Origin of the sequence: Streptomyces sp. NA02950, assembly GCF_013364155.1 — a bacterium.
Lineage (GTDB): Bacteria > Actinomycetota > Actinomycetes > Streptomycetales > Streptomycetaceae > Streptomyces.
The window spans coordinates 140,781-154,543 of the sequence record NZ_CP054916.1 but is presented as its reverse complement, the minus strand read 5'-3'; the positions used below and the strand labels follow the sequence as shown (position 1 = coordinate 154,543).

Genomic DNA, 13,763 nt, shown 5'->3' with positions numbered 1-13,763 from the left:
CTGTCACTCAACGGTGGACGTGTCAGGGTGGCCGACCCCGGCCGATGGTTACTTCGTCGTGGAGAGCCAACCCGCGATTGCATCCCACAGCAGCGAGAGCATAGGGGGATCGGCCATGTCGTCGTGAGAACAAGGCAGACGCGACTCGCTTATGTGACCTGAAGTGAAGGGCTGCCACATGGCACGACCCCAACCGTCCTCGAGCTCGTCCGACGAAATGAAGAGGACATCACCGTGGAACATGCGAGGATAATGCTTCACATAGATGCGGGTGTTGTTCGCGATGATTCTCGCCCTTACTTCAGCCTCTTCTTCCGAGATCTCGCTGCGGAAGTAGTACGGAAGTCCGGCGAGATCACGAAGAGAAGGTGCCTCGTCGAACACTTCCGTTGCCTCTGCGGATTCCCGGCCGGTCCCGTCCGCGTCGGGACCGTCGAGTGGGGCGGGTGCATAGCCTCCCATGATGACGAGTGCCACGTGCTGGCCGTCTTCCTGCAGCTGCACGGCCATCTCCTGCGCCACGCGGCCTCCCATCGACCATCCCAGCAGACGGTACGGACCGGACGGTTGCACGGTGCGCAATTCTTTGACGTACTCTTCCGCCATTTCCCGGATGGATCCCGGCAACTCACCCGCACCGTCGACGTCCCGTGCCTGAAGGCCGTACAAGGGGATGCCAGGAGGCACGAATCCGGCCAGAGGCGCGAAGCACCAACTCAGCCCGGATCGCGGATGAACACAGAAGAGAGGTGGCTGGCTCCCCTGCGTCCTGATGGGAAGAAGTACACGAAGCGAGTCCTTCGTCTCGGGAAAGCTGAGCCGGTGTGCAAGTCCTGCGACGCTGGGCGTTTCCATCAGCATCTGGAGGGAGACCTCGACACCCATGACCGAACGGATCCGACTCACCAGCTTGACCGCCAGGAGTGAGTGTCCACCGTGCTCGAAGAAGTTGTCCTCTACGCCGATGTGAGGCACGTTCAGTTCCTCGGCGAAAATCCTGCAGAGGATTTCCTCCTGGACCGAGGAGGGTTCCCGGCTCGGCGTGGACCACGTGTAGTCCGGCGCCGAAAGTTGCCGTCGATCCAGTTTTCCGGTCACCGTCAGCGGCAGACTCTCCAGGACCACCCACGCGGACGGCACCATGTACTCCGGCAGCATCGCGCCGAGATGGGCGCGCAGGGCCGCCAAATCGATCCCCGCGGTGTTGCCGCCGTTGGGCACGAGGTAGCCGACCAGGCGCTTGTCCCCGGGGCGGTCCTCACGCACCATCACCGCTGCCTGGGCCACGGACGGATGGGCGCTCAGCGCGGCCTCGACCTCACCCAGCTCGATCCGGAACCCACGGACCTTCACCTGGTCGTCCGAACGGCCCAGATACTCCAGTTGCCCCTCGGCGTTCCAGCGGGCCAGGTCGCCGGTGCGGTACATCCGCTCGCCATGGGCGAAGGGGTTTGCGACGAACCTCTGCGCGGTCAGTCCCGGCCGAGCGTGGTAGCCGCGGGCCAGCTGGGCGCCGGAGACGTACAGCTCGCCCGCGACACCCACCGGCGTCGGCCGCAGAGCCGGGTCCAGGACGTACACCCCGGTGTTCCACACCGGACGGCCGATCGGCGCGGTACCCCCGGGCCATGCCGTCCAGTCCGCCGGCGCGGTGTAGGCGGTGACCACATGTGTCTCGGTCGGTCCGTAGTGGTTGTGCAGCACCGTCCCGGCCGCCCCACACAAGTCACGGACCCGGTGACTGAGCACAAGGGCCTCGCCGGCCTGGGAAACATGACGTAGCCACGGCAGCTCCGTACCCTGCTCCGCCACAGCCTCACCGAGCGCGTCCACCATCATGTTGGGGGCGTACAGCTCGGTGGCCTTCTGCTCCCTCAGCCATACGACGAACTCCTCCGGGTTACGCCTGATCTCTTCGTCCGGGACCACAAGAGTCTTGCCGTCCAAGAGGGCCGAGAGGATTTCCTGGGCCGAGACGTCGAAGCTGATCGCGGTGAACTGAGCGACCCGCGAACCGGCCTCGGCGGGGATGGCCGAAGCGTGCCAGGACAGCAGGTTGACCAGCGCGCCGCAGGACATCACCACACCCTTGGGACGCCCGGTCGAGCCGGAGGTGTACATCAGGTACGCGGGGTGCTGCGGCAGCCGCGGACCGGTCCGCTCCTCGTCGCCGGGGACTTCGGCCGGCAGTGCGCCGAGTTCGGCGACGACCGCAGGGTCGTCCAGCAGCAGCGCGGGTCCGGTAGCTGTGCGCCCGGCGACCTCTGTTGTGGTCAGCGTCAGCGAGGGGACGGCATCGGCCAGCATGAAGGCGATGCGCTCGGCCGGGTACTCCGGATCGATGGGCAGGTAACCGGCGCCCGACTTCAGTACCGCCAGCAGACCGACGATCAGGTCCACCGAGCGGGGCATGGCCAGCCCGACGATGCGCTCGGGACCGATACCACGACGGATCAGCAGCCGGGCGAGCCGGTTCGCACGCTCGTCGAGCTCCGCATACGTCACCTCGGCGCCGTCGCAAACCACCGCGACCGCATCAGGATGCTTAGCGACCCGGGCCTGGAACAGTTCCGGCAGCGCCGCCCCAGGCACCTCCCGGGCGGTGTCATTCCACTCCGCCACAAGCCGGTGCCGCTCCTCCTCCGACAGCACCTCCACACCGCTGACCCGCTGGTGCGGTTCCCTGGTGACGGTGTCCAGGACGCGGACGAACCGTTCGGCCAGTGTCTCCACCGTTTCGGCGTCGAACAGGTCGAGGGCGTAGTCGATGGCGCCGTGCAGGCCGGCCGGGCGGTTGCCACTGCCGGCGCCGGAACCGATGGTGGTGTTGGTGTTGTTGGTGCCGAAGGTTTCACTCAAGGTGAAGAAGAGGTCGAATTTGGCGGCCGGTTGGCCGGCAGGCATGGGTTCGGTGTGGATGCCGGGCAGGTCGAGGACGGCCTGCGCGTTGTTCTGCAAAGCGAGCATGACCTGGAAGAGCGGGTGGCGGGCCATCGACCGGGCCGGCGCCAGGTCCTCCACCAGCCGCTCGAACGGCACGTCCTGATGTGCGAACGCGCCCAGCCCGGTTTCACGAACCTGCTCCAGCAGGCCGACGAACGTCGGATCACCAGACAGGTCGGTGCGCATCACCAAGGTGTTGACGAAGAACCCGACCAAGTCGTCCAGCGCCTCATCGGTGCGCCCGGCGACCGGGGTACCCACCGGAATGTCGCTGCCCGCACCCATCCGGGACAGCAGTACCGCCAGCGCCGCCTGAAGCACCATGAACACCGTCACACCCCGGGCACGGGCCAGCCCCGCCACCCGGGCATGCACCTCGGCCGGCACCCAGAGGTCCACCCGGCCACCACGATGCGAGGCCACCACCGGCCGCGACCGGTCGAACGGCAGCACCAGCTCCTGCGGCACCCCGTCCAAAACCTTGCGCCAGTACCCCAGCTGCTTATTCAGCACACTGCCCGGGTCGGACTCCCCACCGAGCAGCCCACGCTGCCACAGGCTGTAGTCGGCGTACTGCACCGACAACGGATCCCACCCCGGCGTCCGGCCGGTGGACCGCGCCGTATAGGCAGCCGACAGATCACGCGCCAGCGGCCCCATAGACCACCCGTCACCCGCAATGTGATGCACCACCAGCACCAGGACGCACTCATCCGGCGCCACCCGCAGCAGCCACGCCCGCAACGGGATCTCGGCACTCAGATCGAACGTATGACCGGCCAGCCCGGCAACCGCCTCGGCCAGACCCTCCCGACCCACCTCGACCACCGGCAGGTCAAAAGTCGCAGGCGGGGCAAGGATCCGCTGACGCGGCCTGCCCTCATCGGTGGCAAACACCGTCCGCAACACCTCGTGCCGGCCCACCACATCGCCCAGCGCCATCCGCAACGCCTCGACGTCCAGATCACCGGTCAGCCGCAGAGCGAGGGGAATGTTGTAGGTGGCCGACGGGCCCTCCAGCTCACCCAGGAACCACAACCGCTGCTGCGCGAACGACAACGGCACCGCCTCCGGCCGTGCCATCGCCACCAGCGCGGGACGTGCCGCGCCTGAGTCCGTCAGCCGCCGCGCGAGTCCGGCCACGGTCGGCGCCTCGAACAGCGCCCGTATCGCGACCTCCACCCCCAGAGCCGTCCGGATCCTGTTGGTCAGCTGCACCGCGAGCAGTGAGTGGCCGCCCAGCTCGAAGAAGTTGTCGTCCACGCCGACCGTGGGCACACCCAGAACCTCGCCGAACACCGAGCACAGCAGCTCCTCCTGCACCGTCGACGGCCCCCGGCCACCGCCGGCCGCCTGGTAGTCCGGAGCAGGCAGAGCCCTGCGGTCCAGCTTGCCGTTCACCGTCAACGGCAGCGCATCCAGCACCACCAGCGCGGACGGCACCATGTACTCCGGCAGCATCGCGCCGAGGTAGGCGCGCAGGGCAGCGGTATCGAGACCGCCTGCGTGACTGGTGGCAGGCACGACGTACCCGACCAGGAGCTTGTCACCGGGGCGGTCCTCACGCACCACCACCGCCGACCGAGCCACGGACGGATGCCCGCTCAGCGTGGCCTCCACCTCACCCAACTCGATACGGAAACCCCGGACCTTCACCTGGTCATCCGTACGCCCCAGGAAGTCCAGAACACCGTCCGGCCGCCATCTCGCCAGATCACCGGTGCGATACATCCGCTCACCCGGACCACCGAACGGGTTAGCCACGAACCGCTCCGCCGTCAACCCCGGCCGGTGGAGATAGCCGCGGGCCAGGCCCGCGCCGGCGAGGTACAGCTCACCCGCGACACCCACCGGAACCGGCCGCAACGCCGCGTCCAGCACATAAACCCGGGTGTTGGAGATGGGCGTGCCGATGTGCGGGGTGTTGTGCTCGTCGGGGGACAAGGGGTCGGTGATGGTGGCGCAGACGGTGGATTCCGTCGGTCCGTAGGCGTTGACGAGACGACGGCCGTCGGCCCACCGGGTGACCAGGTTCTGACTGAGGGCTTCACCGGCGGTGATGAGGGTGGTGATCGACGGCAGACTGTCCGGTTCCAGGAGAGCCAGTACGGCGGGGGGCAGGGTTGAGTGTGTGACCGACCGCTCCGCGACCAGGCGGACGAGCGCCTGGCCAGGCAGCAGGTCGTGCGGCGCGGCCGAGACGAGGCAGGCCCCGTTGCACAAGGCCATCACCGTCTCCCAGACGGCCGCGTCGAAGCTCGCCGAGGCGAACTGCAGCACCCGGCTGCCTGCTGTGACCCCGAATTCCTCCGCCTGCGCGGCGGTCAGGCTCGGCAGTCCCTGGTGGGTGACGGCCACGCCCTTGGGTTGCCCGGTGGAGCCCGAGGTGTAGATGACATACGCGGGGTGGGCGGGCAGCAGGGTGCTGCGGCGCTCGGTGTCGGTGAGGTCGGTGTGCTGGAGGTCTTCGAGTGCGGCGGTGGTCTGCGGGTCGTCGACGGCCAGGTGCGACAGCTGTCCGCCGGTGAGGCGGGAAGCCAGGTCCGTGCTGGTGAGCACCACGACGGGCTGGGCGTCGGTGAGGACGTAAGTGATCCGCTCGGCGGGATAGTTCGGGTCGACGGGTACATACGCGCCGCCGGCTTTGACGACCGCAAGGAGAGCGACGATCAGGTCGACCGAGCGGTGCATCATCACCGCGACCAGCGACTCGGGGCCCACACCGCGATCGATCAGGAGCCGGGCGAGGCGGTTGGCGCGGGCGTTGAGGTCCGCGTAACTCAGTTCCGCGTCCTCGAAGAGGACGGCGGTCGCGTCGGGGGTGCGGGCGGCCTGGGCCTGGAACAGTTGCGGCAGCGTCGCCGCGGGCACCTCCCGGGCGGTGTCGTTCCACTCGACCAGGGCCCGGTGCCGCTGTGCGGGATCGAGGACGTCCACCGTGTCGATCTGCTGGTGCGGTGCTGTTTCCAGGGCGGTGACGACGCCTTCGGCGGCGGTATGGATCATGGCGCACAGTGATTCACCCGAGACGGGTGCGGCGACCTGGACGGTGAGGGTGAATCCGTCACCGGTGTCGTCGACGTTCAGCCCGAGCGGGTAGTTCGTCCGCTCCTGGTCGTACAGCATCGTGATGCCGTCGAGGCCGTTGTCCGTCCCTGGCGCGGCTCTCCTGGAGTGCCGGTAATTGAACAGGGAGGTGAACAGCGGGGTGTCCGCCTTCATACCGCTGGCCTGCCGGGCCAGTGTCAAAGGGGCGTGTTCGTGGACGAGCAGGTCCGCCAGCTGGTTCTGCACCGACCGGACCGTTTCCATCACCTGCGCGCCGTGAGTCCGCACCCGTACCGGCAGGGTGTTGATGAACAGGCCCAGAACGCGGTCGGCGCCACTTCCCGCGGCCATGCGGCCGAACAGGACGGTACCGAAGACGACGTCGTCCCGGCCCGCGGTTGCCGCCAGAACCCGCGCCCACACCACGTGCAGGATCGTGGCCGGGCTCACGCCCAGCCGGCGTGACTGGTCCCGCAGTCGCTGCGCAAGTTCCGCATCCATCACGCGACGGGACTCCGCCACGCCGGTGCCGTCGCCGCGGACGTCGAGCAGACCGAACGGCGCGGTCGGCTCGGTCACGTCTCCCAGCAGGGTGGAGAAGTATCTCCGGTGTTCCTCCTGCGCCACCCGCAGGCGGGCCTGGGCGACGAAGTTCCGGAACGGCAAAGGCGCGGGCAGGGTGTCCTCGCGGTTCGTGATGAACCAGCGCACCTCCTCCAGCAGCACGTCCAGGGTGGTGTGGTCCGAGATCAGGTGATGGGCCTGGACGAGTGCGAGCCACTGACCGTTCACCGGGTCGGTCGCCGTGTACACGCGGATCATCGGCGCCTGGCCGATGTCCATCGATCCAGGACACGCGGCCAGCATCCGGCTGGTCACCTCGTCGTCGGGCCCCTCGGGCAAGTCGACGCTTTCCACCGGGATCGCAGCACGGCGCACCACCACCTGGACCGGTTCGGGGAGTCCTTCCCACAGGACGGCGGTCCGCAGGACGTCATGCCGGTCGACGACCTTCTGCAGTGCGTCCACGAACCCGTCGAGCCGCTGCCGGGAGTCGAACCCCAACAGCACCGGCAGCACGTACACATCGGACCCGTCACCGGAGTCACCCATCAGGTGGTGGAAGAAGATCCCTTCCTGCAGCGGAGCCAGCGGGTACACATCCGCGACGTTGGCCGCTCCGCCGGGAATCCGGGCCACGATCCGGTCGATCTCCTCGCGGGTCAGATCCACCAAGGAGAGCATGTCAGGAGAGATGGTCAGGGCGTTGTCCGGTATCCGGTTCTCCGGCACGGCCACCTCGGCCCGACCGTCCGACGCGGCCAGTCCGGCAGCCGTGGGCGCCGCGAACAACGACCGCGTGTCGACCGACATCCCCCGGGCACGCAGCAGCTCGATCACCCGCACCGCGAGCAGTGAGTGGCCGCCCAGCTCGAAGAAGTTGTCGTCCACGCCGACCTGGGGCACGCCCAGGACCTCGGCGAACACCGAGCACAGGATCTCCTCCTGCACCGTGGCCGGTCCTCGGCCACCGCCGGCCGCCTGGTAGTCCGGAGCGGGCAGAGCCCTGCGGTCCAGCTTGCCGTTCGCCGTCAGCGGCAGCGCGTCCAGCACCACCAGCGCGGACGGCACCATGTACTCCGGCAGCATCGCGCCGAGGTGGGCGCGCAGGGCAGCGGTATCGAGACCGCCTGCGTGACTGGTGGCGGGCACGAGGTAGCCGACCAGGCGCTTGTCTCCGGGGCGGTCCTCACGCACCACCACCGCCGACTGGGCCACGGACGGGTGCGCGCTCAGCGCGGCCTCCACCTCACCCAGCTCGATCCGGAAACCCCGGACCTTCACCTGGTCATCGGCCCGCCCGAGGTATTCGAGTTGGCCCTCGGCGTTCCACCGGGCCAGGTCGCCGGTTCGGTACATCCGCTCACCCGGACCACCGAACGGGTTTGCGACGAACCGCTGCGCGGTCAGCCCCGGCCGGTCGAGGTAGCCGCGGGCCAGGCCCGCGCCGGCGAGGTACAGCTCACCCGCGACACCCACCGGAACCGGCCGCAACGCCGCGTCCAGCACGTAGGCCCGGGTGTTGGGGACGGGCGTGCCGATGGGCGGGGTGTTGTGTGCGTCGGCGGACAGGGGGTCGGTGATGGTCGCGCAGACGGTGGATTCCGTCGGTCCGTAGGCGTTGATGAGACGTCGGCCGTCGGCCCATTGGACGACGAGGTTCCGGTTGAGGGCTTCGCCGCCGGTGATGAGGGTGGTGATCGACGGCAGAGAGTCCGGTTCCAGGAGAGCCAGTGCGGCGGGCGGCAGGAGTGCGTGAGTGACCGACTGCTCCGCGACCAGGCTAACGAGCGCCTGGCCAGGCAGCAGGTCGTGCGGCGCGGCCGAGACGAGGCAGGCCCCGTTGCACAAGGCCATCACCATCTCCCAGACGGCCGCGTCGAAGCTCGCCGAGGCGAACTGCAGCACCCGGCTGCCTGCTGTGATCGCCAATCCCTCCGCCTGCGCGGCGGCCAGGCTCGGCAGTCCCTGGTGAGTGACGGCCACGCCCTTGGGTTGCCCGGTGGAGCCCGAGGTGTAGATGACATACGCGGGGTGGGCGGGCAGCAGGGTGCTGCGGCGCTCGGCGTCGGTGAGGTCGGTGTCCCGGACGCCCTCGAGTGCGGCGGTGGTCTGCGGGTCGTCGACGACCAGGTGCGACAGCTGTCCGCCGGTGAGGCGGGAAGCCAGGCCCGTGCTGGTGAGCACCACGACGGGCCGGGCGTCGGTGAGGACGTAAGTGATCCGCTCGGCGGGGTAGTCGGGGTCGATGGGCAGGTAGGCGCCGCCGGCCTTGGTCACCGAGAGGCAAGCGACGATCAGGTCGATGGAGCGCTCCAACATGACGGCGACCAGCGACTCGGGTCCTACTCCGCGATCGATCAGCAGGCGGGCGAGGCGGTTCGCGCGGGCGTTGAGCTCGGCGTAGGTCACCTCGATGCCGGCGAAGACCACGGCGGTCGCGTCGGGGGTGCGGGCGGCCTGGGCCTGGAACATTACCGGCAGTGTCGCCGCGGGCACCTCCCGGGCGGTGTCGTTCCATTCGACCAGGACCCGCTCCTGCTCCGCCGGGTCCAGTACCTCGACGGCGTTGATGTGCTGGTGGGGGTCGGCGGTGACGGTGTCCAGGACGCGGACGAACCGTTCGGCCAGTGTCTCCACCGTTTCGGCGTCGAACAGGTCGAGGGCGTAGTCGATGGCGCCGCGCAGGCCGGCCGGGCGATTACCGGAGCCGGGGCCGTTGCCGGTGCTGGTGTCGGTGTCGGTGTCGGTGTGGAAGGTCTCGGCCAGGGCGAAGGACAGGTCGAATTTGGCGGCCGGTTGGCCGGCAGGCATGGGTTCGGTGTGGATGCCGGGCAGGTCGAGGACGGCCTGCGCGTTGTTCTGCAAAGCGAGCATGACCTGGAAGAGCGGGTGGCGGGCCATCGACCGGGCCGGCGCCAGGTCCTCCACCAGCCGCTCGAACGGCACGTCCTGATGTGCGAACGCGCCCAGCCCGGTTTCACGAACCTGCTCCAGCAGGCCGACGAACGTCGGATCACCAGACAGGTCGGTGCGCATCACCAAGGTGTTGACGAAGAACCCGACCAAGTCGTCCAGCGCCTCATCGGTGCGCCCGGCGACCGGGGTACCCACCGGAATGTCGCTGCCCGCACCCATCCGGGACAGCAGTACCGCCAGCGCCGCCTGAAGCACCATGAACACCGTCACACCCCGGGCACGGGCCAGCCCCGCCACCCGGGCATGCACCTCGGCCGGCACCCAGAGGTCCACCCGGCCACCACGATGCGAGGCCACCACCGGCCGCGACCGGTCGAACGGCAGCACCAGCTCCTGCGGCACCCCGTCCAAAACCTTGCGCCAGTACCCCAGCTGCTTATTCAGCACACTGCCCGGGTCGGACTCCCCACCGAGCAGCCCACGCTGCCACAGGCTGTAGTCGGCGTACTGCACCGACAACGGATCCCACCCCGGCGTCCGGCCGGTGGACCGCGCCGTATAGGCAGCCGACAGATCACGCGCCAGCGGCCCCATAGACCACCCGTCACCCGCAATGTGATGCACCACCAGCACCAGGACATGCTCGTGGGGACCGACCTCGAACAACCGGGCCCGCAACGGGACCTCGGCGGCGAGATCGAAACGATGACCCGCGACCTCGCTGATCGCGGACTCGAGGTCGCTCACCTGCTCGACCACAAGGGCCACCGAGGCCTCTTCGGCCGAGAGGATCTGCTGGTAGGGCTGTCCGTCCTCCATGGCGACAACCGTCCGCAACACCTCGTGCCGGCCCACCAGATCACACAGGGCGGTCTTCAGGGCGTCGACATCCAGCGACCCGGTCAGCCGCAGAGCGAGGGGAATGTTGTAGGTGGCCGACGGGCCCTCCAGCTCGCCCAGGAACCACAACCGCTGCTGCGCGAACGACAACGGCACCCGCTCCGGCCGCTCCACCCGCACCAGAGGCCGCCGCCTCACACCGGAGGACGTCAACCGGCCCGCCAGACCAGCCGGAGTGGGCGCCTCGAACAGCGTCCGGATCGGCACCTCGGCCCCGAAGACCGACCGGATACGGCTCACCAACCGGGTCGCCAGCAGTGAGTGGCCGCCCAGCTCGAAGAAGTTGTCGTCCACGCCGACCTGGGGCACACCCAGAACCTCGCCGAACACCGAGCACAGCAGCTCCTCCTGCACCGTCGACGGCCCCCGGCCACCGTCGGCCGCCTGGTAGTCCGGAGCAGGCAGAGCCCTGCGGTCCAGCTTGCCGTTCACCGTCAACGGCAGCGCATCCAGCACCACCAGCGCGGACGGCACCATGTACTCCGGCAGCACACCCTGCAGATGCCTCCGCATCACGGCGGTGTCCGCACCCTCCGGACCGCTCGCCGGAACGAGGTAGCCGACCAAGCGCTTGTCGCCTGGGTGGTCCTCACGCACCACCACCGCCGACTGGGCAACGGACGGATGCACAGTCAGCGCGGCCTCGATCTCACCCAGCTCGATCCGGAAACCCCGGATCTTCACCTGGTCATCCGTTCGGCCCAGATACTCCAGTTGCCCCTCGGCGTTCCAACGTGCGAGGTCACCGGTGCGATACATCCGCTCACCCGGGGTGAACGGGTTCGCCACGAACCGCAGCGCGGTCAGCCCCGGCCGCTCGAGGTAGCCGCGGGCCAGTTGGACGCCGGCGAGGTACAGCTCACCCGCGACCCCCGGCGGCACCGGCCGCAAGGCCGCGTCCAGCACATAGACCTGGGTGTTCCAGACCGGGCGTCCGATGGGGACACTGCTTCTGCTGGTGTCGCTGTCACACGTCCAGGCGGTGACCTCGACCGACGCCTCGGTGGGACCGTAGAGATTGTGCAGCGGGACGTCCAGGACGTTCCGGAACTGCCCGGCGACGTCGCTGGGGAGCGCTTCGCCGCTGCAGAAGACAGCTCGCAGCCCGGTGCAGGCGCCGGCGGCCGGTTCGCGGAGGAAGACCTGCAGCAGGGACGGAACGAAGTGCGCGATCGTGACACGTTCGCGCTGGATCAACTCGGCCAGATACCCGGGGTCCCGGTGGCCTGAGGGCTTGGCGACCACCACCGTCGCACCCTGGAGCAGCGGCCAGAAGAACTCCCGTACCGACACGTCGAAACCGAGGGGGGTCTTCTGCAACACCCGGTCCGCGGCGGTCAAGTTGTAGGCGCCCTGCAACCACGTCAGCCAGTTGACGATTCCCGCGTGGGGTACGACCACGCCCTTCGGCCGTCCGGTGGAGCCGGAGGTGTAGATGACGTAGGCGGGGTGGGCGGGCAGCAGGGTGGTGCGGCGCTCCGTGTCGGTGAGGTCGGTGTGCTGGAGGCCCTCGAGTGCGGTGGTGGTTCGGGGGGCATCGACGGCCACGTACGGCGGGTGGCTGTCGGTGAGGCGGGAGACCAGGTCCGTGCTGGTGAGCACCAGGAGGGGCCGGGCGTCGTCGAGGACGTACGTGATGCGGTCGGCGGGGTAGTCCGGGTCGACGGGTACGTACGCACCGCCGGCCTTGACCACCGCGAGGAGGGCGACCACCAGGTCGAAGGAGCGGTGCATCATCACCGCGACCCGCGACTCGGGTCCCACACCCCGGTCGATCAGGAACCTGGCGAGGCGGTTAGTCCGCGCGTCGAGGTCCGCATAGCTCACCTCGACACCCTCGAAGACCACCGCGACCGCGTCGGGGGTGCGGGCGGCCTGAGCCCGCAACAACTCCGGCAGCGTGGCCGCGGGCACCTCGTGGGCGCTGTCGTTCCACTCGTCGAGAACCAGACGCTGCTCGGAGCGGCTCATCAACGTGACCTGGTGTACGCGTTCCTCCGCGGTGGAACGTGCCATCCAGTTCATCACGTCGAGGAATTTCGCAGCATGCCGGTGGACTGCTTCCCGGCTGTAGAGATCCGGGTTGGCCTCCACGACGACGGACATGCTTCCGTCGGACGACCTGTCGTACACCGAGATCGACAGGTCGTTGAAATTGATGCCACCGAGCCCGTGCGCGCTGCTGGGGGCGTCACCGAATCTCAGGTCGTAGTCGAAGGAGACGATGTTGACCAGTAGTGGGTAAAGTCCGTCGCGCCCGACGAGTTTCAGATCCCTGAGGATGTCCTCGTAGCGGTATCGCTGGTGCCGCAAGGCATCCCGCACTCCGCGGGACACCTGCTTCACGAGTTCCCCCACCGTGGCCTTCGGCTCCACCGTGAGACGCAGAGGAACGATATTCGCCGTCATTCCCGGAATGTCCCGCAGTGCAGTTTTTCTGCCCATGACGGGGACCCCGAGAATGATGTCCTCCTGGCCCGTTGCGCGATGCAGGTAGGCAGCGCTCGCGGCTACGGCCAGACCCGAGAGGCTCGTTCCCAGCCGGCGTGCGGAGCTTCTGAGTTCCGCGGCGGCGTCGGGAGGGATGTGGAGCGTATGACGTGTCAGCTGATGGGGCGTGGTGGAGGGTTCCCGGCCGCTCAAGCTGACCGTTTCCGGGCGGTCGGAAAGACGCTCCGTCCAGTACGTGCGGTCCAGTTCGAATTCTGCGGACGCCCGGTAATCGGCATCGGCGTCCATCAGTACGGAAACCGAGGGAAACGCAGGGTCGGTGAGGGATTCGCCGGCCAGCAGCGCCGTGTAGACCGCGGCCACTCGGGCGGCTACCCGGGATCCCGCGAGTCCGTCCGCGGCGATGTGGTGCATCCGGTGATACCAGAAGAAGAGATCTTCTTGCACCTTGAATATGGCCTGGGTGAAAAGTTCACCGCCCTGGAGATCCACCGGACGTCGCATGTCCGCCCACATCCAGCTCTCCGCGCTGGAACGGGGATCTTCCTCGCCGCTCACGTCGATCACATGAAACGGCCAATCGCTGCGCAGGTCGAAGTATTGCCGCGGAGCTTCGCCGGCGGTTCCCTCGAAGCGCAGGCCAAAGAAGTCGACTTCCAGGACGACTCTTCGCACGGCCGCCTCGAACAGGCCTGTGTCCACCTTTCCGTGAATCTCCAGGTATTCACCCATGTTGTAGATCGGATTATCCGGATGCAATTGCTGCGCATGCCATACGCCGAGCTGCCCGGCCATCAGTTCACGACGACCACCATGCGATCCAGACATTTCCACACCTCGGTCAAGGCTCGCGCTCCGCACCAGGAGCATTTAAGCAATGCGATAGCAACGTTGATCCACTTCAGCCTCTCGCGCCGAACTGGACACTGTCAATCCGTTGG

The 13,763-nt window shown here is 68.2% G+C and carries 1 protein-coding gene; it reads right to left on the bottom strand.

Going from position 1 to position 13,763, the window contains the following annotated elements:
* Window positions 1-48 precede the first annotated feature (48 nt).
* Window positions 49-13,617, bottom strand: a complete 13,569-nt coding sequence (locus HUT19_RS00700; protein WP_254886101.1) for a non-ribosomal peptide synthetase — start codon at window positions 13,615-13,617, stop codon at window positions 49-51.
* Between the last annotated feature and the right edge of the window lie 146 nt (window positions 13,618-13,763).